A 20,346-nucleotide genomic window follows, 5' to 3' on the forward strand; every position below is an offset into this window, starting at 1 on the left:
GTCGGCCCGGACCTCGTACGGCGACGTGTGGCCGCCGGGCGAAGGGCCTCGGACGGGTCAGGTCGCCCCGGAGGGCAGGGAGTGGGCCGAGGCCCGGGTCAGCGTGCGGGTGGCGTGGACGAGCAGGACGAGCGCGGCGGTGCCGCACACAAGGGCGGGTAGGGCCCCGGCCCCCCAGGCGTCCACGACCGCACGGACGGGGACGGCCAGGAGGGAGCAGCCGGGCAGGCGGCTCGCGAAGACCGTGCCCAGCGCGAGCGCCTCGGCCAGGGCGGCCGCGCGGAGGACGACGACCGGAACCTGAGGGGTTCCGTGGGCGATGAGGAGGCGGGCGAGGAGGAGAAGTGCGCCGAGGGCGCCCGCGCCGGCGTGGAAGGAGGGCTCGTGCAGGACCTCGGCGCAGAGCGCCAGCAGGGCGGCCAGGGCGCAGAGGTGGAGCGCGAACACGCCGAGGATCAGGGGCTTGACGGAGTCGGCGAACTCCGCGAGACCTCGGCTGGAGGCGAGTTTGCGGCGGGCACCGGTGGCGAGGAGCTGGGCGCACCAGACGGCGGGGGCGCAGGACAGCGCGAGCGCGAGCACCGGCGCGACGGTCAGGGGCCACGGGCCGTGGGGACCGTCGTCGAGACCGGCGGTGAGCAGGCCGTCGCCGAGGAGCGCGTACGCGACCAGCCAGCAGGTCCAGACGCGGGTACGGCCGGTGGCGTCCGAGGGGGCGCGCAGGGGGCCGCGGTCGAGGGCGACGCGGAGGGCGAGCGCCACCGCGAGTGCGCCGGCCGCGGCGACCGCGAGACGGGGCCGGCCGTCGGTGAGGCGCACGCCGACGACAGCCGCCGCGCACAGGGCGCCCGGAAGAAGGGCGAGCACGGCCCAGCCGCCGCGCGCGCCGGGCGCGTTCGGCACCGGCTCGCGCTCGGTGACCTCCTCCCCGTCCCGCGACACCCGCGCGTACATCTCCTCGGCGAGGGAGAAGACGTCCCGGTGTCGAAAGCGGGCGGCGGTGCGGTCGGTCACCCCGTGCGCCTCCAGCCCGGCGGCGATCTCCAAGGGGTCCACGGCCCGTTCGCAGAGGTCCCGGTGCCGGTGCATCAACGCCTTCACGGGGTCGACGGCGCCGCGTCGGGGCGCGGACGTGGGTGAGGGGGCGGAGGGGCCGTGCTCGCCCGGGCGCGCGGTCGGTTCGAGTGAGGCGACGAGGTCGTGGGACGCCTGGAGAGCGGGCGAGGTCATGGCATCCGGCGGAGGGTGCGGACCGGACGAGCATCCCGCGACGGCCGCACCGATCACACCGGCCCCGCCGGGCTCGACGCCCGAGCGGTCCAACTCCGCGACGCCATCGGCCACATCGAACACCTCCCGTCCGACCTGCCCGTCTCGCCCATCCAGCCCCTCGGGTCCATCCAGCCCCTCTCGCCCCTCCCATCCGTCCAGCCCGCCCAGCCCGTCCAGCCGCAATTCGCTCATCGCGCGCCCTCCCCCGCAGGCACGGGCTGCCCGGCGGTCGTATCCGGAGACCTCTCCACGGCCGGAACTGGGACCGGGACCGCGTCCGAGGCCGAAGGGGTGGACGGCGCCGCCGTGGCGGGCACAGCGCCGGACGCGGCGGCGGGCGCGGAGCCGGAAGCCGTGGCCATGGCAGGCGCCCCGGAACTCGGGGGCACGACCGACGCCGACGCCGATGCCGATGCCGACTCCGATGCCGATTCCGCCGTCGCAGTCGGCGCCGCAGTCGGCGCCGCGGCCGACGCCGTGGTCCCCACGACCGGTGCGGCCGCCGACTCAGGCGCGTCGACGGCCCAGCGCGGCCGCCCGGACCCGGCCGCCCCGCGCCCCGGGCCGCCGGCACCCCCCGCGACCCCGGCGATGCCCGCCACCCCGGCCACTCCGGCCACACCGAAGCCGCCCGTCATCAGTCGCGAGTCGGTCCAGCGGCCGGGTACCCGGGCCTCGGCGGGAGCTCCGAAGGGCAGTGGTTCCCCGGTGCCGTCGAGGACGACCTTGCGCACCGGGGCCTGGGAGACGACCTCCAGGTAGATGCCACGAAATGCCTCGACGTTCTGTTCCACCGTGAAGAGTTCGAGAGCGCGTGCGCGGGCGGCCGCGCCCAGGCGCGCACGGCGCTGGGGCTCCCGCAGCAGCGCCACGCACGCTTCGGCCAGCGCCCGCGGGTTGCGCGGAGGAACGACGAGGCCCGTGCCGCCGATGACCTCCACGACCGCGCCCACATCGGTGGAGACCGTCGGCCGGGCGCAGAACATGGCCTCGACCAGGCTGATCGGAAAGCCCTCGACGACGCTGGACAGCACGACCACCGCACCCGCCGCGTAGGCACCGGCCACATCGGGGACGGCCGGGTCGCCGATCTCCTCGAAGGAGACGGGGTTGTCGCCGACCGCGTGGAGGCCGTCCGCCTCGTCGGGGAAGAGCTGCGCGGCCAGGGCTCTGCAGTGGCCCAGATAGGCGGTGGCCTCGGAGCCCGCCGCCGCTCCGATGATCCTGAGTCGTGCCTTGGGCTCGGCCCGGCGGATCTCGGCGAAGGCGTGCAGCAGTGAGATCAGATCCTTGGCGGGCTCGATGCGGCCGACCCAGACGACGGTGTACGGATCCGCGTACTCCGGCGACTCGCCCACCTCCGCGAAGCGGGCGGCGTCCATGCCGGGGTAGACCGTCCTGATCCTGGCCCGGTCGGCGCCGCAGCGCTCCTGCCAGCGCCGGGCGTGGGTGTTGCCGGGGGTGAGACAGGCGGCCTGCCGGTAGACCTCGGCGGTCAGCCGCCGGTGGAAGGCCGCGAGCAGGGCGCGCACCGGCGCTTCACCGACTGCCCCGAGGTAGTGCGCCCGCAGCGGCACGCCGTACTCGGTGACCAGGAGCGGCACCCCGTGGAAGTGCCGGGCCAGCAGCCCGGGAAGCGCGGCCGAGCCCCCGGCGGTCGCGTGACACAGGTCGACCGAGCCGAGCCCGTCGTCCCCGTACCAGTCGAGCGAGAGGGGGCGCAGGGCGCGTTCGAGGTGTGCGGCGACCGTCAGCAGATCCGGTACGCGAGCCTCGCGCGCCCCTCGCAGTGCGCCCGGCGCGCGACAAGCGCGCTCCAGTGTGGTGACGGCGGCCTCGGAGCGCAGCGCACCGACCAGGCCGCCTTCCTCGCGGCCCAGCTCGGCCAGCCCGTACAACGCGCTGCCGAAACGGTCCGCCTCAACGGCCGCCCCGTCGCCGGATGCCTCTGAGCACACCGCGGACACCAGTTCGCCGTACGCCTCGGCGAAGCGCCGCCGTGCCCGGCGCCCATGGACGGTCCCGTCGTCCTCGGCGGTCCACAGGGGAGCCGTACGAACCCGGCTGACCTGGGGCGGCAGCGGGATCCAGCCCTCGTCCTCCTGCCGCTCGCTCCGGCTGAGCGCGTAGATGTCGAACTCGTGTCGCGCCAGCCCACGTACGAGTCGGTCGCACCAGAGCCTGGCATCACCGCTCACATACGGATAGCCACCCTCCGTAAGCAGTCCGATGCGCACGCGTGCACCCCCGATCTCCCGTTTGAGAAGCCGCCGTTCACCCGGCGGCTCGCAGCGGGACGAACGTATGCGGACGAGGCGGGGGTGCGACGGACGGTTGTCCGTCGCACCACCAAAAGGGGTGAACGGTCGTAACTTTCCCTGGCGGGGCGCGTTTTGTCGCGCTAGGGGATCAGCCCATCACACTGCGTCAGGTAGTGCGGGGTCGCCTCACACGCCCCGTCAACTACCGGGATAGGCCCAGGGATTGGCTTTGCACGTGATCCCGTCGTACGTCAGGAACTTGCTCTGCTGCTGCATGACGGGGGCGAGTTCACCGTCCTTGTCGCAGGTCACGTGGCTGTAGCCGAGGCGGTGGCCGATCTCGTGATTGATCAGCATCTGCCGGTACGCGTGGATCTGGTCGCCGTAGGTCTTCGAGCCCTGGGCCCAGCGGTAGGCGTTGATCATCACGCGTTCGGTGGCCGCCGAATCGCAGGACACGTTGTCCACGGTCGTGTCGAGCCCCGACTTGGCGCACCAGGTGGCCGTGGTGCCCGGGCTGGCCAGCGTGATCACGAAGTCGGGTGTGCCCGAGGAGATCCGCTCGAACGTACGGCCGCCGCCGTGGGCCCAGCTCCGCTCGTCGTTCAGGGTCTTCTGCACCGCCTCGGCGAACAGCTCGGGGTCCAGACCGAGTCCCTTCTCGACGTCGACGCGGTAGCGGTACTTCTGCCCCTTCCCCGGCGCCTTGGCAAAGCCCTTGACGGCCTCGAACTTCCCGCCGCCCTCCAGATCCGCCGCGAGCGGGTACGTCCGGTCCATCTTCTGGTCGTACGACAACGGGGTCACACTCGGGCTCGGCGCACCGGACGGTGTGGGCCGGTCGTCGCCGCGCGAGGCGCCGCGCACCTCGCGTTCGCCGGCGTCGGCGGCCTGCGGCTGCGGGGCGGCGTCGTCCTGTCCGGCGGCGATCTGGCCGCCCACGACGACGGCCAGTACGGTCGTGACCGCCGCGGCCGCGATGCCGGCGAACGCCCGTCCCTTGCCGGCCTTCGCCGTCTCCCCGGGCTCGGCCCCGGCGCGCGGAAGGCGCTCCCCCGGCTCCGGCCGACCCTGCGGGTTCTCCCGTGTCCCTTCCCGCAGCGGCTTCTCGCGGAGAGCCGTCTCGGTCCGGCCGTCCGCGGCATCCGATGCGGCACGAGGTGTCCGACCGGGTGCGAAGGCGTCGTCGACCTCGTCGAAGGCGTCCAGATATGCCTGGCGGGGGCCACCGGAAGGCATGGTCTCCTGCCGCTGCCGGGGAATGGGGATGCGGCGACCGGAACGCTCAGGAGGTCCGCCGTACGGGGCGCCGGTGGGTGGCGCCTCGCCCGGCACACCATACGGGGCCCCCGCGGGAGCCCCGTGCGCCACGCCGTGTCCGGCACCCGTCCGGCGCCCGTCAGCACCCAAGTGCCCCCAACCGCCCCCGGCTTCACGCTGCTCGGGGTGCTCACCACGACTCGGCGGATACCCGTGGGCGGAAGCGCCACCGGCGAGCCGGGGAAAGCCGTGCGCGGGCGTGCCGTCGGGGAGGCGGGCCATCCCGTGCGCGGGCGTGCCGTCAGGAAGGCGAGGGAAGCCGTGCGCCGGAGTGCCGTCGGCGAAACGGGGGACGGCGTGCGCCGGCACGCCCTCGGGCAGACGGGGGAAGCCGTGCGCCGGAGTGCCATCGGGAAGACGAGCACCCTGCTGCCCGGGCGCACCGCCGGTGAATCCCTGCATCCCCTGGCTATGAGGCCGACCGTAGCCGTCCATGCCCCGGACCCCTTGAACCCCCGGACCCCCCTGTGTGCCCGATGTGCGGCGCGCGGCCGGTGGACCGTCGCCCGACCAGGCCGAGGTCACCGGCCCGGTCGTCGTTGTCTTCTCGGTCTTCCCGGGCTTCTCGGGCTTCCCGGGCTTCTCGTTCGTGTCGCCTTTCGGCGCCCGCCCCTTGCGGCTGTGCCGTCCCACGCCGCGCCTCAGCTCCCCCCGCCGGACGAGCCCGGTGGTGGTCCGTCGGCAACCGATCGGACACCGGCGTCCGGCTCCCAGGTCTCCGCCACCGACGGGGCCGCCCCGCCGCCCGACTCCCCGGTGTCCGCGAGCAGTTCACGGAACGCGGCGGCCACGGCCTCCGGGTACTCCATCATCGCCACGTGCCCCGCGTCCGGCAGACAGACGAGGCGGGAGTCGCGGAAGGCGCGGGCGGCGCGCTGCGCCATGCGGAAGCCGACGAGCTGGTCGCGGCGGCCGTAGACAAGGAGGGTCGGGGCGAGGACGCGCTCCGCCTGGCGCCAGAGCGAGTGCTGCCCGCCCAGGGTGTAGGCGTCCACGATTCCCCGGGCGGAACGCGTCAACGCGTCCCACATGTAGGGGAGTTGGAGGCGACGCTCCATCTCCTCCACGGCGTTGCGGAATCCCTCGTCCGTGACGCGGCCGGGGTCGCCGTAACAGAGCGCCGTGACCCCGCGTACGCGCTGCTCGGCGGTCCAGCCCTTGGTGAAGCGGGTGAAGAGGGCCGACATGCCGGGCAGCGCGAGCATCGCGGTCGGCACGGCCGTCCGCTGCACACGCAGTTCGGGCAGGGCGGGCGACACCAGGGTCAGGGTGCGGACGAGATCGGGGCGGAGGGCGGCGACCCGGGTCGCGACCGCGCCGCCGAGGGAGTTGCCGAAGAGGTGCACGGGGCCGCGCCCGGCGGCGTCGAGGTGGCGGATGACCGCGCGGGCGTGCCCCGTGACGGAGTAGTTGCCGTCGTCCGGTGGCGGGGAGTCGCCGAAGCCGGGCAGGTCGACCGCCTCACCGTCCACGAGCCCGTCGAGCAGCGGCATCAGCGCGGACCAGTTCTGCGAGGAACCGCCCAGGCCGTGCACATACAGAGCGGGCGGCAGCCCCTCGCGCGCCGGCGGCCTCGACCGCACCGCCAGCGTGACCCCCGGCAGCCGGACCGATCTCATCCTCTCGCCGGGCGCCACACGCACGGCACTCGCCTTCGGCGATGCGGTGGCGGTCAGCAGGGACGGCAGCTCGGTCGAAGACATGCGGGCAATGTTACGAGACGATCACGCAGTGACTCATGTGTTCGCCGTCACAGGTACGGACTTAAATTCAGCCATGTGTGCGGGGCGCAGCGGCCAGAAGCAGGGGGCACGGCCGGGGAGCCGTCGTCGCCTGGCCGGCGGCGGGCCGTCGGCGCAGCTCACCGGGCTCACGGCCGGGCCGTCGGCGCAGCTCACCGGGCTCACGGCCGGGCCGCCGGTGATCGCGTAGCGCCCCGTTCCCCCTTCTCCTAGGCTCGTAACCGAGGGCATCCAGGCGCGCGAACAGGGCACCCGTACGTGACCCGGCCGCCTCAGGGAACGTTCCGACGGCACCGGGGCAGGACCGGGAGCGGTAGCAGGGCGCAGCAGGAAGGGGACCCACCATGGCCGTCGATCCGAGCGATCCCGACACCTTCATCGAGGAGGACTCCACCGAGTTCGACGACGTCGAGGCCCCGGAGGCCGATGCCGCCGAGCAGCACAAGGACGTCGCCCCGCACCGGGACGACCCACTGACCGACGCCGACCCGGGCGCCGCCAACGAGGCCGATCTGGCGGAGCAGGCCCGCGTGGTCTCCCTCGACGAGGACGACTACCGGTAACCCGACCCCCACCAGGGACGACGACAGGTGACGAGAAAGGGCTTCCCGCTGCCCGCCATGCCCCTGTTTGGCGTGGTCCGCGGCACTTTCCCCGCCGTCCGGTCCGTGAAATTCTGCGCTCTCACCGCGCACACCGGGGTTACCGAAAAGTACGATGGCGGCGCGGCGCACACCCGCATGTGGACGATCTTGGGAGGCGGCGTGACAGCCATCGAGCAGACAGAGGCGGCGCGCCCGCGAGGCACACGGCTGCCCCGCCGAGCCCGACGGAACCAGTTGCTGGGCGCCGCCCAGGAAGTCTTCGTGGCCCAGGGCTACCACTCCGCCGCGATGGACGACATCGCCGAGCGCGCCGGAGTCAGCAAGCCGGTGCTCTACCAGCACTTCCCCGGCAAGCTCGACCTCTATCTGGCGCTGCTGGACCAGCACTGCGAGTCCCTCATCCAGTCCGTGCGCGGGGCGCTGGCCTCGACGACCGACAACAAGCAGCGCGTCCGGGCGACGATGGACGCCTACTTCGCGTACGTGGAGGACGAGGGCGGCGCCTTCCGGCTGGTCTTCGAGTCGGACCTGACCAACGAGCCCGCCGTGCGCGAGCGCGTGGACAAGGTCACCAACGAGTGCGCCGAGGCCATCTGCGACGTCATCGCCGAGGACACCGGTCTCTCCCGTGCAGAGTCGATGCTGCTGGCCTCGGGGCTGGGCGGTCTCTCCCAGGTGGTGGCCCGTTCCTGGCTGCACAGCGACCGCAGCGTCCCGCGCGAGCAGGCGGTCCAGCTGCTCGCCTCGCTGGCCTGGCGCGGTATCGCGGGCTTCCCCCTGCACGGCATCGACCAGCACTGAGCGCCGCCCCTCCGCGGAACGGCGGTTGGTGACACCGGTCGGAATTCCCGCATCCTGTTCGCTCCTGGCGTTCTCGGGCGGAGCGTGTACGTCCCCTCACCGGGCTAATGTGTGCTGGGTACGGCGCGGGAGCCCGCGCACTTCACTGACCGTCGGAGGGACATAGCCGTGGAGGTCAAGATCGGCGTGCAGCACGCGCCCCGCGAGATCGTTCTGGAGAGCGGTCAGAGTGCCGAGGAGGTCGAGCGTGCCGTTGCCGAGGCGCTCACCGGCAAGTCGGCGCTGCTGAGCCTCACGGACGAGCACGGCCGCAAGGTGCTGATCCCGGCCGACCGTCTCGCCTACGTCGACATCGGCGAGTCGGCCGTCCGCAAGGTGGGCTTCAGCGCGCTGTAGTCACGAGGCACGGAGGACGTACGGAGGGGCCCGGTGGTGTGAAAACCACCGGGCCCCTCCGTATGTCCGCGTACGTCCGTGTTCCTTGGTTCCCACCGGCCGAACCCCTCGGCGGAGGCACATCCCGGGGACGGACGATGATTGCGTGCGACGGCGTGCGGGTAGTACCGGCTACGAACGATCTGCCCAGGCCAGGCCGTGTGGGAGGGAACCCGAACATGTTCTTGGAAGCGCTCGGATCCGCACTCCTCGGTTTCGCCCTGGCGTGTGCCGCCGTGTACCGCCTGCCCCACCGTCTGCCGTCGCGCGCCCTGGTCCTGCCGACCGGCACCGCGGGCGCCCTCTTCGGCGCCTTCCTGACGCACACGGCACTCGGCTCGGCGAACTATCCGCTGATCCTCACCGGCGCGCTGGTCGTGGCGGCGGCCTCCCTGTCCCTGCTGCTGCGGCCGACCGAACGCTTTCGACGCAGCAGCTCGGCGACCGCCTGAGCGCGAAGCGTCCCGGCCGGAAGGCCCCTTGACGGCGTCACAGCCGCCCGCCCCGGGGCGCGGGGACCCGCGCGCCCGGCCCGGTCCGGGCGGCCGGCACCCCCAGGACGGCACCGCACCCCACGACGACTAGTCGCCCACGATCAGGTGCTCACACCCGCACGCTCACGCGGCCAGGCCCAGCGCGGCCATCCGCTTCGTGTGCGCCTCGGTGATCCGGGAGAACATCCGGCCCACCTCGGCCAGATCGAACCCGTCGGCGACTCCGCCCACGAGCATGGTCGACAGGGCGTCCCGGTCCGCCACCACACGCTGCGACTGCGACAGGGCCTCCCCCATCAACCGCCGTGCCCACAGCGCCAGTCGGCCGCCCACCCGCGGGTCCTCGTCGATCGCCGCGCGCACCTTCTCCACGGCGAACCCGGCGTGCCCCGTGTCGTCGAGCACGGCGAGCACCAGCCCGCGCGTGTCCGAGTCGAGGTGCGCCGCGACCTCCCGGTAGAAGTCACTGGCGATCGAGTCCCCGACGTACGCCTTGACGAGCCCCTCCAGCCAGTCCGACGGCGCGGTCTGCCGGTGGAAGCCGTCGAGCGCGTCGACGAACGGCTCCATGGCCCGCGTCGGCTCCTCGCCGATCTCGGTGAGGCGGCCGGCCAGCCGCTCGAAGTGGTGGAACTCGGCAGCCGCCATCTTCGCCAGCTCGGCCTTGTCGACGAGGGTCGGCGCCAGCTTCGCGTCCTCCGCGAGCCGTTCGAACGCCGCCAGCTCCCCGTACGCCAGCGCCCCCAGCAGATCCACCACCGCCGCGCGGTACTGCGGGTCGGCGGAGGCCCGGGCCCAGTCCTGGGCGGCGATCCCGGTGACCTCGGCGGTGTCGGCGGCGTCGGCGGACGCGTCGCCGGTGGCGTTCTCAGGCTTGTCAGACGTGGTCATGAAGCGCACAATAGCCCGCTCCGCGCAGGGCGGAAGGGCCCGGCCGCATCGCGTGCCCCTCAGTGTGACAACCACTACGTGACCAAATCGGCCATCGCATATGCGCGATTCCGGGGTATGGTGGTAATGCGCCTGCTGGTACGTCGACGTAGTTCGATCGTTCGACCGTATCTCGACAGGCCGCACGCATGAGGATGCCCGGTCGGTGGCCCGATCGGCTCCGACCCGACAGCCCTTCTTCTCCGTACGGCACCTCGCGTACGGCGTCCGGAGGGAACCCCTCAGCGGTATGAGCGCTAGAGCGTCGGCAGTGGTCCCGTGCCACACGGTCCGCCCGTGAGGCGGCCGACGTCCCCGGCACGGTCCGACACGACCCCCGCGCTCGCCTCACACCGCGTACACAGAAGAGGCAGCACCCTGACTACGACTTTCCGAGATCTCGGCATCTTTCCCGAGACGGCCGAGGCCCTTGAGGCCGTCGGCATCATCAACCCCTTCCCCATCCAGGAGATGACGCTCCCGGTCGCCCTCACCGGCACCGACGTCATCGGCCAGGCCAAGACCGGCACCGGCAAGACGCTGGGCTTCGGCCTCCCGCTGCTGGAGCGCGTCGTCGTCCCCGCCGACGTCGAGGCCGGCCGCGCCAAGCCCGAGGACCTCGTCGACTCGCCGCAGGCGCTCGTCGTCGTTCCCACCCGCGAGCTGTGCACCCAGGTCACCAATGACCTGCTGACCGCCGGCAAGGTGCGCAACGTGCGTGTCACGGCGATCTACGGCGGCCGCGCCTACGAGCCCCAGGTCGAGGCCCTCAAGAAGGGCGTCGACGTCGTCATCGGCACGCCCGGCCGGCTCCTGGACCTCGCGGGCCAGAAGAAGCTGAACCTCAAGCACGTCAAGTGCCTGGTCCTCGACGAGGCCGACGAGATGCTCGACCTGGGCTTCCTGCCCGACGTCGAGAAGATCATCAACATGCTTCCGGCCCGGCGCCAGACCATGCTGTTCTCGGCGACCATGCCGGGCGCGGTCATCGGCCTGGCCCGCCGCTACATGTCCCAGCCGACGCACATCCGGGCCACCGCCCCGGACGACGAGGGCGCGACGGTGGCGAACACCTCGCAGCACGTCTACCGCGCGCACAACATGGACAAGCCGGAGATGGTCGCGCGCATACTGCAGGCCGACGGCCGGGGACTGGCCATGGTCTTCTGCCGCACCAAGCGCACCGCCGCCGACCTCGCCGACCAGCTCAAGCAGCGGGGCTTCGCCTCCGGCGCCGTCCACGGCGACCTCGGCCAGGGTGCCCGCGAGCAGGCCCTGCGCGCCTTCCGCAACGGCAAGGTGGACGTCCTCGTCTGCACCGACGTCGCCGCCCGCGGCATCGACGTCGAGGGTGTCACCCACGTCATCAACTACCAGTCCCCCGAGGACGAGAAGACGTACCTGCACCGCATCGGCCGTACGGGCCGCGCGGGCGCCAAGGGCATCGCGATCACCCTCGTCGACTGGGACGACATCCCGCGCTGGCAGCTCATCAACAAGGCGCTGGACCTCGGGTTCAACGACCCGCCGGAGACGTACTCCACCTCCCCGCACCTCTTCGAGGAGCTGAGCATCCCGGCGGGCACCAAGGGTGTCCTGCCGCGCTCCGAGCGCACCCGGGCCGGCCTGGACGCCGAGGAGCTGGAGGACCTGGGAGAGCCGGGCGGGCGTGGTCCGCGCGGTCGTGGCGGCCGTTCGTCCGCTCCCTCCTCGTCGTCCGAGCGCGAGCGTGAGCGCCCGGCGCGTACGCCGCGTCGCCGCCGCCGTACGCGTGGTGGAGCCACCGTGGACGGGGCGTCCCCGGAGGCCGCGGCCGTCACGAGGCCGTCGGAGTCCGCGGAGGCGCCGGGTGCCGGTTCCGTCGAGGCCGAGGCCGAGACCCGTACGCCTCGCCGTCGTCGCCGTACCCGTGCCGGGGCGAACCCCGCTGCCGAGGCCGTGGTCGAGACGGTCGGCGGCACGTCGGCCGAGGCCGTGACCGAGAGCGTCGCCGCCTCGCCCGCCGAGTCGGCCGAGGAGGCGCCCAAGCCGCGTCGCCGCCGCACCCGGAAGTCGGTGGAGGCGGCCGAGGCTCCCGCCGCCGAGGCCGCGCTCGACACGGCCGAGGGTGTGACCGCCGAGGAGGCACCCGCCAAGCCGCGCCGCCGCACCCGCAAGGCCGTCGCACCCGTCGAGGCCGAGGCCACCGCCACGGAGACGCAGACCGTCGCCGAGGAGACCCCGGCCGCGCCCCGCCGCCGCACCCGCAAGGCCACCACCCCCGCGGTGGAAGCCACGGACAGCGCCGCCGAGGCCGCCGTCGACACCGTCGAGGAGCCCAAGCCCCGCCGCCGCACCCGCAAGACTGCAGCCGCCGCCGAGCCCGTGGTGGAGGCCGTCGCCGAGGAGGCCGCGCCCGCGCCTCGCCGCCGCACCCGCAAGGCGGTGGCGCCCGCCGCCGAGGCCGCGCTCGACACGGCCGAGGGTGTGACGGCCGAGGAGGCTCCTGCCAAGCCGCGTCGCCGCACGCGTAAGGCCGTCGAGGCCGAAGCCGTCGTCGAGGAGGCGCCGGCCGCGCCTCGCCGCCGGACCCGCAAGGCCGCCACCCCCGCGGTGGAGGCCACGGACAGCGCCGCCGAGGCCGTCGTCGACACCGTCGAGGAGGCCCAGCCGCGTCGCCGCAGCCGCAAGACCGCGGCCGGCGCCGAGGCGGCGGTTCCGGCCCAGCCGACGGAGGAGCAGGCCACGAAGCCTCGTCGTACGCGTAAGGCAGCGGCTCCGGCTGCCGCCGAGGACGCGGGGGTGGTGGGCGAGGCTCCGGCTCCGCGTCGGCGTACGCGTAAGGCCGCGGCCGCCGTCGTGGAGGCCGCGGAGGGCTGAGCCCGTCCGGTCCAGCGAAGGTCCGGTCCCCCTTCCGGGGGGCCGGGCCTTCGGTCTTTCCCGGGTTTCCTCGCCCCCGCCGCCCCTACCCTTCCCATCCAAGGGGCTGCGCCCCTTCGACCCCCATGTGCGGGTCCGGTGGGGGTTCTCGCGCCGTTCCCCGCGCCCCTAAAAAGCGGGGGGCTGCCCCTTCCACCCCATGTGCGGGTCCGGTGGGGGTTCTCGCGCCGTTCCCCGCGCCCCTGAAAGGCCGGGGCTGTGCCCTCTGCTTCTTCGGGGGTGTTGGGCCGTTACGCTCCCCCCATGAGCCGTCCGCCTACCTTCACCCCGCCCGCCGGTGCCCGGGCGTACCGTCTGCGTACCCCTCGGGGGGAGTTCGCCGTGATCGAGGCGGGGGCCGCGGTGAAGGGCACCGTGCTGCTCGTGCCGGGGTTCACGGGGAGCAAGGAGGACTTCATCGCGCTGCACGAGCCGTTGGCGCGGGCCGGGTACCGGTCGGTGGCGGTGGACGGACGCGGACAGTACGAGAGCCCGGGTGCCGAGGACGACGAAGCTCCTTACGCGCAGGCGGAGTTGGCGAAGGATCTGCTCGCCCAGGCGGAGGCCGTGAGCGACGGCACCCCGCTGCACCTCGTCGGCCACTCCCTCGGCGGCCAGATCTCCCGCGCCGCCCTGCTGCTGGACGCCTCCCCCTTCGCCTCGCTCACCCTGATGGCCTCCGGCCCCGCGCAGATCTCGGCCGACCAGCAGCAGCGCGTGAAGCTCTTGCGGGACGCCCTCGCGGTGATGGACATGGAGCAGGTGTGGGACGCCATCCAGGCGATGGACGCGCCGGAGCCGGAGGAGACCGAGACCGGGGCCCTCGACGAAGGGCTGGACGATCGCGCCGACCTGCGGCGCCGCTGGCTCGCCACCAGCCCCGCCCAGCTCGTCGCGACGGGTCGCCAGCTCTGCGTGGAGCCCGACCGCGTCGCCGAACTCGCCGCCGTGGACCTGCCCACGCACGTCCTGTCCGGCGAACGGGACGACACCTGGCCGATCCCGCTCCTCGACGACATGGCCGTGCGGCTGAACGCCCACCGCACCGTCGTCCGGGACGCCGAGCACTCCCCGAACACCGATCAGCCGCAGGCGACCGCGAAGGCCCTCATCGGCTTCTGGGACCGCGTCGCCCGCTCCGCCTAGTACTGCGCCCGGAGGTGCTCCCAGAAGCCGTCCCGCAGGGCGCGGCGCAGGTCGGCCTGGCCCCGCAGCGAGTACTGGAGCAGCCCCTCCGCCTCGACGAGCAGGTCCTGGTCGACCGAGCCGGGCAGGTACGGATGGCTGTGGAGAAGCTCCTGGAGGGTCTCCCGCCCCCGGGAGGCGAGCCACTTCGCGGCGATCTGGGCGCCGACGAAGCGGACGTCCTCGCGGCTGGGACGGGCACCGGTGGGCGCGTCGTACGTGGCGGCGGCCCGGCGTGACACGTACGGCTTGAAGAAGTCGAGGTCGAAGGTCCGCTGGCTGTCGACCTCCCAGAGCAGCGGCTCGGCCTGGTTGCGGCCCTCCGGCGCCTCGATGCCCCACAGGTGGACCCGCGCCCCGTAGCCCTGGGCCGCCTCGACGGCCGAGACCAGGTCCTCGTCGCCGCCGATCAGGGCCGCGTCACTGATCGCCCGGTGCCGGGCCAGTGACTCCAGGTCGGTGCGGATGAGGGAGTCGACGCCCTTCTGCTGGTTGTTGGCGTTGAGGTTGCCCAGCCGCACCTTCACGTCCGGCAGCTCGGCGATCGACTGCTGTTCGGCCGTATGGATGCGCCGGCGCGCCCCGTCGTACCAGTAGACCCGCAGCAGCCGGCTGTCCGCGAAGATCGTGCGTGCCTTGTCGATCAGCGCGTCGATGAGTCCTTCCGCGTCGAGGTCGAAGGACCGCCGGTCCTCCGTCCCCGCGGCGAGGCGCCCCACGGCCGCGTACAGGTACCCGGCGTCGACGAAGATCGCGTGCGTCGAGGGTGTCTTCGCCACCTCGGCGAGCATGCGGTGCAGCAGCTCGTTCGTCCGGTCGATGCGGGCGGCGAGCGCCAGGAGGTCGTCGTTCATCACGTCCATTGTCCCGGCGGTCACGCTGCGAACACAACCGGTCCCAATCAGTCTTCCTGCCTGCCGGTAGACATGGACGCCACACCGCTTACCCGCTAGTAATTAGGTTCTCGAAAATTTTCCTTAGCGTAAGGAATGTTTGTAACACGCATACCGTTGAATCCTCATGGAACACGGGCACCGATGACCCGTGAACCACCGCCAGTAGTTCTCCTCAGGAGGATGACCGGACGAAGGGAGAAGCCCTTGCGCTTCGAAATCCTGCGACTCGACGATGTCAGCGGCACGCCCGTCGACAGCACCGTCGTGGAAGCCGCCTCCGTCAACCGGATCGTGCAGCAGGCCGCCGCCATCGGGCAGCGCCTGTGGATCCGCCCGGCCGACGTGACCGCCTCGTAACGGGCGGGCCCGTACACACTTCGGAGCCCCGTACGGCAACCGCGCCGTACGGGGCTCTGTGATGCCCGGAACCGTGGACTACGAGGCCCGGACGACCTGGGTGACCCCGTTGATGATCTGCTGCACGGCGATCGCGGAGAGCATCATGCCCGCGAGCCGGGTCACCAGCACCACACCGCCGTCCTTGATGACCCGGATGATCAGCAGCGAGTACCGCATCGTCAGCCACAGCACGACGTGGATCGCCAGGATCGCCATCCACACCGACACCTGACCGGCCACCCCGTCCGCCTTCTGCACCGCCAGGATCACCGACACGATCGCACCGGGGCCGGCCAGCAGGGGCATGCCCAGCGGGACGAGGGCGACGTTCACGTCCTTCGTCTGCGTCGGCTCGTCCGTCTTGCCGGTCAGGAGGTCGAGCGCGATCAGCAGGAGCAGCAGCCCGCCCGCGATCATCAGCGCCGGAACGGACACATGCAGGTAGTCCAGGATCTGGTGGCCGAGCAGCCCGAAGACCGTGATGACGCCTCCGGCCACGCAGACGGCCTGGAGCGCCATGCGCTTCTGCGTCCGGGCGGGTCGCCCGGCCGTGAGCCCGAGGAAGATCGGGGTGATCCCGGGGGGATCCATGATCACGAAGAGGGTGAGGAAGAGGGAACCGAAAACGGCGAGATCGAACACAGGGGTGCCTTGAGGGGAGTGAAGAACGGGGCAGGGAGGACAGCGGAGAGGGCAGCTCAGTGTGGTGGCCGGTCACCACGGTGGGCAATCGTTTCCGCAGAGGAATCGGGAGGAGGCCCGTCCCGCCCGGAGAGCGGCCGCCGCGAGGCTGACGGGAGCTGACGACAGGCCATGGGCCGGACGCGGCCTAGCGGGCTCCGCCGGTCCCGGGGACGGGGAACGCCCCGGTGGCCCGGCGGGTGATCTCGCCGTACACCTCGGGGTCGGTCGTGTACTCGCCGAGCACGCAGGTCTTGCGGCTGCCGTGGTAGTCCGAGGACCCGGTGGTGAGCAGCCCCAGCTCCTTCGCCAGCCCCCGCAGCCGCGCCCGGGTCGCCGGGTCGTGCTCCATGTGGTCGACCTCGATGCCGTCCAGTCCGGCGGCGGCCAGCTCGGCGACGGCCGATTCCGGTACGGTCCGACCGCGCTTGGCGGCGGCCGGGTGGGCGAAGACCGCGACACCGCCGGCGCCCTTGATCAGCCGGAGCGCCTCGAAGGGGTCCGTCTCGTGCTTCTGGACGTGGGCACGGCCGCCGTCGGCGAGCCACTGCTCGGTGAAGGCGTCGTTCGCGGTCGGTACGACACCGAGTTCCACCAGGGCGGTGGCCACGTGCGGGCGCCCCACGGAACCGCCGGCGGCGATCCGCGCGACCTGCTCCCAGGTCACCGGCACACCCAGCTCGTTCAGCCTGCCGATCATCGCGCGGGCCCGCGGCACACGGTCGTCCCGGACCAGCTCGCGCTCGGCGAGCAGCTCGGGCTCCTCGGGGTCGAACAGGTAGGCGAGCATATGCATGCTGACGCCGTCGAGGCGGCAGGACAGCTCGGCGCCGGTGACCAGCGTGAGCCCCTCCGGCAGGGCGGCGATCGCCTCGGCGTGCCCGCGCGTGGTGTCGTGGTCGGTCAGCGCGACGACGTCGAGCCCGGCCGCGCGTGCCTTGCCCACCAGCTCGGCGGGGGTGTCCGTGCCGTCGGAGGCCGTGGAGTGGCAGTGCAGATCGATACGCACGACGCGGACTCCTGGCGTGGGGAAACGGAAGCGGACGCTCAAGGATAGCGTTCTCCGCGACCGGTTCTGTCACACCCCAAACCCGGGACTGCCCCCTACAGGGGCGGACCGGAGCACGGCCGGACGGACACTCCCACGACTCGGGGAACGGCCACTCCTACGGCTCCAGGATGCGCGGCGAGAGCGCCCCGCACGGAAGCAGCTCCACCTCCGCCCCCGCGTCCCGCAGGTCCGTCAGCACCAGCTCGTCGTACATCAGGAGCCCGGTCTGTTCGGGCCACACGATCGCCCACAGCCACAGCCCGAGGGCCTCCCCCGCGAAGACGGCACGGTCGTCCGGTGTGCCGGTGACGTGCCACAGCGGTGTGGGGCGGCCGGCGGCGAGCACCTTCGCCTGGGGTGGTTTCTCCACACTCAGATACGGCCCGGGGTCGGGGCCGTCGATGCCCGCGTACCGCGCGCCGAGGCCGACGCCCAGCTCCTCCGCGATGAGGACGAGCTCTCCGACACCGCCGAGCGGGCCGGGGCCCGAACAGGCCACGGCGGTGGCGCGTCCGCCGCTGCGGTCGTCACCGGCGAACGCGGCCCCCGTGAACAGCCAGCCCACGGGCAGCGGCCACGGCATCCAGACGGGCACCTTGGCGCGGTGCACCACGACGCTGAGGGCCTCGACGCTGGGCGGGATCACGGGCTGCAGCGGGTGCACCGTCCCGTGCGCGGCGCACTGCCAGGAGTCGGCAAAGAGGCCGGGAGCCCTGACCCGGCCACCACACTTCGGGCAACTGGGTTCGCCCCTCATAGGGCCCAACGGTCCTCCCCGTGCTTCCCCGCGTCAAGGACGATCACCCGACCGGCGTGTGCGCGTCACATTCCGCACACGACCGCCCGCCTCCGGGCGGCGGCCGGCCCGCCGGACCGGCCGCCGGGATCAACTGCCCACACGACCAAGGGAAGCGGCGGTTTTCGGCCACCCGCCGTGCCGCCTCCGGTCACGTATGGCGTGCCGTCCGTCACACGGGGAAGCCGTACGGGACCGTTCGGTCGGCCCTCGGTCAGTCGAGGGGCACGGAGGCGCGGACCGGATCACGGAGGTCCGTACCGCGGGCGAGCCAGCGCTCCTGGAGGGCCTGGGCGCCGTGCACCCGTTTCCAGGCCGCCTCGTTGGGGGTCATCGGCAGCAGGGGCAGGAACCGTACAGGGTCGGCGGGCGCGTCGAGTTCGAGGTCCTCCACCAGGCCGCCGGACTCGGCGACGAGCACGGAGGTGAAGGGGGCGCCGGGCCACAGCGGACCGCCCACGTCGAGAGAGGCGCCGGGCGCCACGATCACCCCTTCTACCTGCGGTGACGCGGCGAGCACGGCGAGCGGGCGGAGCACCTTGTCGGTGTCGGCGATGCCGCCCCGCACGGACAGGACGAGTTCGGCGCGCGGGCCCTTCACCGGGTCGGCGAGGACCGCGGCGGGGTCGGCCATCGGCTGGCCGGACATGCCGAGCGTGGCGTACCGGACGACGTCGCCGTCGGCGAAACGGAGCACCTCGACACGGTCCGTGCCGAGGAAGGTGACCGCGGCGCGCGCGTCCGGTTCGCCCAGCGCGGTGCGCAAACGGGCCTCCACCAACGGAAGAACATCAGCCATGATGCGAGCATAGAACTCGTCAGGAACCGGCAAACGGGCGCCTTGACACCACAGCCGACTGTTACTCTGGGCCGCCGGTCGGGACAGCATGCGGGCAGCACGCTGCAGCCTCGCGCTCAAGGCTTCTCATGCCTTCGCGTCCCGGGCCGATAGGACTGACTCCCCTACGGGGAACCCCGAACGGGGTATGGAACGTCCCTTACGGGGGACCGGCCGGAGGAGGTGGGGCTGCGATGGACCGAAGTCGACCTGGCAGTACCACCCGCTCTTCCGCTCGCCGAGTTCCGTAGCTCCCGCCGTAGCCGTAGTTCTCGCTCCGTCGGCTACCACCCTCGTTCCGCGTCGTGCCGCTCGCCGGTCGTCGCGCATCGGAAGAGCACTTCTTTCCCGTCTTGATCCGAATCGCCGATCGGACGTCCCCCGCTCTCACCGGCCGGGCGTCGCCCGATCTGAATCAAGCGAAGCTGTCACCGCGACGGTGCGGTGCTCCCCGCTTTGTGGACGTGCGAAACATCCGAAGTCACAACGTCCCCATTCCGGGTAGTTCCAACCGTCGTCGGCGGCCTTTCGTTGCGAAGGAGCCTGCTCATGTCGATGATCCACAACCTGCGTGCCGCGGTCCGCCCGTCCCGCCCCTCGCGCCTGTCGCTGCGCAAGGACGGCGGCGTGTACGACGCCACGCGTCCGGCGGAGGCGGCGACGGCCGTCGTGGACTGCGCCGTCTACCGCGACGGGGCGCGCGTCGCCTTCGAGCGCAACCTGACCCCGCACGAGGCGATCCGTCAGGTGCGCCGCGACGGCGGCTTCGTCTGGATCGGCCTGCACGAGCCGTCCGAGGCCGAATTCTCCGGTATCGCCGCCGAGTTCGGGCTGCACCCGCTGGCCGTCGAGGACGCGGTGCACGCGCACCAGCGGCCGAAGCTGGAGCGCTACGACGACACCCTGTTCACCGTCTTCAAGACCATCCACTACGTCGAGCACGACGAACTCACCGCCACCAGCGAGGTCGTGGAGTCCGGCGAGGTCATGTGCTTCACCGGGCGGGACTTCTTCATCACGGTGCGGCACGGCGGGCAGGGCTCGCTCCGGGCGCTGCGTCACCGGCTGCAGGACGACCCGGAGTTGCTCGGCAAGGGCCCCTCGGCCGTGCTGCACGCCATCGCCGACCATGTCGTCGACGGGTACGTGGCCGTCGCCGACGCCGTGCAGGACGACATCGACGAGGTGGAGACGGAGGTGTTCTCCCCCGGGCGCAAGGGCACGCCCCGGGGTACCGACGCCGGCCGGATCTACCAACTCAAGCGCGAGGTCATGGAGTTCAAGCGCGCGGTGCTGCCGCTGGTGCGGCCCATGCAGCTGCTGAGCGAGCGGCCGATGCGGCTGATCGACCCCGACATCCAGAAGTACTTCCGTGACGTCGCCGACCACCTCGCCCGCGTGCAGGAGCAGGTCGTCGGCTTCGACGAACTGCTCAACTCGATCCTCCAGGCGAACCTGGCCCAGGCGTCCGTCGCGCAGAACGAGGACATGCGCAAGATCACGTCGTGGGCGGCCATCATCGCCGTCCCGACGATGGTGTGCGGGGTCTACGGCATGAACTTCGACTACATGCCGGAGACGCACTGGAAGTTCGGCTATCCGGTCGTCCTCGGCGTGACGGTGGCGCTCTGCCTCGGCATCCACCGCACGCTGAAGCGCAACGGCTGGCTGTAGACGGCGCGGGGCCGGGTGGGCCGGCCGGCACCGGTGGCGGGGGCCGGGGCGTCCGGCGGGGGCACGGT

General features: G+C 72.5%; 18 protein-coding genes. 8 read left to right on the top strand and 10 right to left on the bottom strand.

Annotated elements, in window-relative coordinates; genetic code table 11:
• Positions 1-57: 57 nt before the first annotated feature.
• From PYR72_RS17660 to PYR72_RS17675, 4 genes are all read right to left on the bottom strand, one after another.
• The gene (locus PYR72_RS17660; protein WP_275456229.1) at positions 58-1,464 is read right to left on the bottom strand and encodes a hypothetical protein; all 1,407 of its coding nucleotides are present in this window, start codon (positions 1,462-1,464) and stop codon (positions 58-60) included.
• Positions 1,461-3,509 carry a DUF3492 domain-containing protein gene (locus tag PYR72_RS17665; RefSeq protein WP_275456230.1) on the bottom strand — a complete coding sequence of 683 codons (2,049 nt, stop codon included), beginning with the start codon at positions 3,507-3,509 and terminating at the stop codon, positions 1,461-1,463. The genes PYR72_RS17660 and PYR72_RS17665 overlap by 4 nt, the downstream gene beginning before the upstream one ends.
• Positions 3,510-3,731: 222 nt before the next feature.
• On the bottom strand, positions 3,732-5,486 hold the full coding sequence (locus PYR72_RS17670) for a DUF3152 domain-containing protein (RefSeq protein WP_275456231.1): 1,755 nt from the start codon (positions 5,484-5,486) through the stop codon (positions 3,732-3,734).
• Between the two features lie 8 nt (positions 5,487-5,494).
• Positions 5,495-6,556 carry an alpha/beta hydrolase gene (locus PYR72_RS17675; protein ID WP_275456232.1) on the bottom strand — a complete coding sequence of 354 codons (1,062 nt, stop codon included), beginning with the start codon at positions 6,554-6,556 and terminating at the stop codon, positions 5,495-5,497.
• 383 nt (positions 6,557-6,939) lie between these two features.
• On the opposite strand from PYR72_RS17675, the gene PYR72_RS17680 reads away from it, so the two are divergent.
• The 4 genes from PYR72_RS17680 (at position 6,940) to PYR72_RS17695 (ending at position 8,888) form a co-directional block, all read left to right on the top strand.
• Entirely contained in the window at positions 6,940-7,158 is a 219-nt protein-coding gene (locus tag PYR72_RS17680) for a hypothetical protein (RefSeq protein WP_275456233.1), read from the top strand.
• 201 nt (positions 7,159-7,359) lie between these two features.
• The gene (locus PYR72_RS17685) at positions 7,360-8,001 is read left to right on the top strand and encodes a TetR/AcrR family transcriptional regulator (RefSeq protein WP_059079265.1); all 642 of its coding nucleotides are present in this window, start codon (positions 7,360-7,362) and stop codon (positions 7,999-8,001) included.
• Between the two features lie 168 nt (positions 8,002-8,169).
• On the top strand, positions 8,170-8,397 hold the full coding sequence (locus PYR72_RS17690; protein WP_005480533.1) for a DUF3107 domain-containing protein: 228 nt from the start codon (positions 8,170-8,172) through the stop codon (positions 8,395-8,397).
• Between the two features lie 218 nt (positions 8,398-8,615).
• Complete coding sequence (locus PYR72_RS17695) at positions 8,616-8,888, top strand: hypothetical protein (RefSeq protein ID WP_275456234.1); 273 nt, start codon at positions 8,616-8,618, stop codon at positions 8,886-8,888.
• 165 nt (positions 8,889-9,053) lie between these two features.
• Here PYR72_RS17695 and PYR72_RS17700 read toward each other — a convergent pair whose 3' ends face one another.
• Complete coding sequence (locus tag PYR72_RS17700) at positions 9,054-9,830, bottom strand: ferritin-like fold-containing protein (RefSeq protein ID WP_013000866.1); 777 nt, start codon at positions 9,828-9,830, stop codon at positions 9,054-9,056.
• Between the two features lie 501 nt (positions 9,831-10,331).
• Between PYR72_RS17700 and PYR72_RS17705 the strand changes: the two genes are divergently transcribed.
• Positions 10,332-12,719, top strand: coding sequence for a DEAD/DEAH box helicase (locus PYR72_RS17705; protein WP_275456235.1), 2,388 nt, complete (start codon positions 10,332-10,334; stop codon positions 12,717-12,719).
• 303 nt (positions 12,720-13,022) lie between these two features.
• The gene (locus tag PYR72_RS17710) at positions 13,023-13,904 is read left to right on the top strand and encodes an alpha/beta fold hydrolase (RefSeq protein WP_275456236.1); all 882 of its coding nucleotides are present in this window, start codon (positions 13,023-13,025) and stop codon (positions 13,902-13,904) included.
• Here the strand turns inward: PYR72_RS17710 and PYR72_RS17715 are convergent.
• Positions 13,901-14,806, bottom strand: coding sequence for an NYN domain-containing protein (locus tag PYR72_RS17715; protein ID WP_275460438.1), 906 nt, complete (start codon positions 14,804-14,806; stop codon positions 13,901-13,903). The genes PYR72_RS17710 and PYR72_RS17715 overlap by 4 nt on opposite strands.
• Before the next feature lie 237 nt (positions 14,807-15,043).
• Between PYR72_RS17715 and PYR72_RS17720 the strand changes: the two genes are divergently transcribed.
• On the top strand, positions 15,044-15,196 hold the full coding sequence (locus tag PYR72_RS17720; RefSeq protein ID WP_020113966.1) for a hypothetical protein: 153 nt from the start codon (positions 15,044-15,046) through the stop codon (positions 15,194-15,196).
• A 78-nt stretch (positions 15,197-15,274) separates the two neighbouring features.
• Here the strand turns inward: PYR72_RS17720 and PYR72_RS17725 are convergent, their stop codons facing one another.
• From PYR72_RS17725 to PYR72_RS17740, 4 genes are all read right to left on the bottom strand, one after another.
• Positions 15,275-15,880: a MarC family protein gene (locus tag PYR72_RS17725; RefSeq protein ID WP_013000871.1), complete on the bottom strand. Its 606-nt coding sequence runs from the start codon at positions 15,878-15,880 to the stop codon at positions 15,275-15,277.
• A gap of 187 nt (positions 15,881-16,067) precedes the next feature.
• The gene (locus PYR72_RS17730) at positions 16,068-16,928 is read right to left on the bottom strand and encodes a PHP domain-containing protein (protein ID WP_275456237.1); all 861 of its coding nucleotides are present in this window, start codon (positions 16,926-16,928) and stop codon (positions 16,068-16,070) included.
• 157 nt (positions 16,929-17,085) lie between these two features.
• Positions 17,086-17,727, bottom strand: a complete 642-nt coding sequence (locus tag PYR72_RS17735) for a DUF6758 family protein (RefSeq protein WP_033525501.1) — start codon at positions 17,725-17,727, stop codon at positions 17,086-17,088.
• Between the two features lie 253 nt (positions 17,728-17,980).
• Entirely contained in the window at positions 17,981-18,565 is a 585-nt protein-coding gene (locus tag PYR72_RS17740; protein ID WP_275456238.1) for a suppressor of fused domain protein, read from the bottom strand.
• 588 nt (positions 18,566-19,153) lie between these two features.
• Here PYR72_RS17740 and PYR72_RS17745 point away from each other — a divergent pair.
• Entirely contained in the window at positions 19,154-20,278 is a 1,125-nt protein-coding gene (locus PYR72_RS17745; protein WP_059079208.1) for a magnesium and cobalt transport protein CorA, read from the top strand.
• The last annotated feature ends 68 nt before the right edge of the window (positions 20,279-20,346 follow it).

It is taken from the genome of Streptomyces sp. VNUA24, assembly GCF_029167005.1.
Lineage (GTDB): Bacteria > Actinomycetota > Actinomycetes > Streptomycetales > Streptomycetaceae > Streptomyces > Streptomyces scabiei.

Bases quoted from the DNA above. Each gene is read 5' to 3' on its own strand.
- PYR72_RS17660 (WP_275456229.1), bottom strand. From the start codon at position 1,464: ATGAGCGAATTGCGGCTGGACGGGCTGGGCGGGCTGGACGGATGGGAG.
- PYR72_RS17675 (WP_275456232.1), bottom strand. From the start codon at position 6,556: ATGTCTTCGACCGAGCTGCCGTCCCTGCTGACCGCCACCGCATCGCCG.
- PYR72_RS17680 (WP_275456233.1), top strand. From the start codon at position 6,940: ATGGCCGTCGATCCGAGCGATCCCGACACCTTCATCGAGGAGGACTCC.
- PYR72_RS17695 (WP_275456234.1), top strand. From the start codon at position 8,616: ATGTTCTTGGAAGCGCTCGGATCCGCACTCCTCGGTTTCGCCCTGGCG.
- PYR72_RS17705 (WP_275456235.1), top strand. From the start codon at position 10,332: ATGACGCTCCCGGTCGCCCTCACCGGCACCGACGTCATCGGCCAGGCC.
- PYR72_RS17710 (WP_275456236.1), top strand. From the start codon at position 13,023: ATGAGCCGTCCGCCTACCTTCACCCCGCCCGCCGGTGCCCGGGCGTAC.
- PYR72_RS17715 (WP_275460438.1), bottom strand. From the start codon at position 14,806: ATGGACGTGATGAACGACGACCTCCTGGCGCTCGCCGCCCGCATCGAC.
- PYR72_RS17735 (WP_033525501.1), bottom strand. From the start codon at position 17,727: ATGAGGGGCGAACCCAGTTGCCCGAAGTGTGGTGGCCGGGTCAGGGCT.
- PYR72_RS17740 (WP_275456238.1), bottom strand. From the start codon at position 18,565: ATGGCTGATGTTCTTCCGTTGGTGGAGGCCCGTTTGCGCACCGCGCTG.
- PYR72_RS17745 (WP_059079208.1), top strand. From the start codon at position 19,154: ATGTCGATGATCCACAACCTGCGTGCCGCGGTCCGCCCGTCCCGCCCC.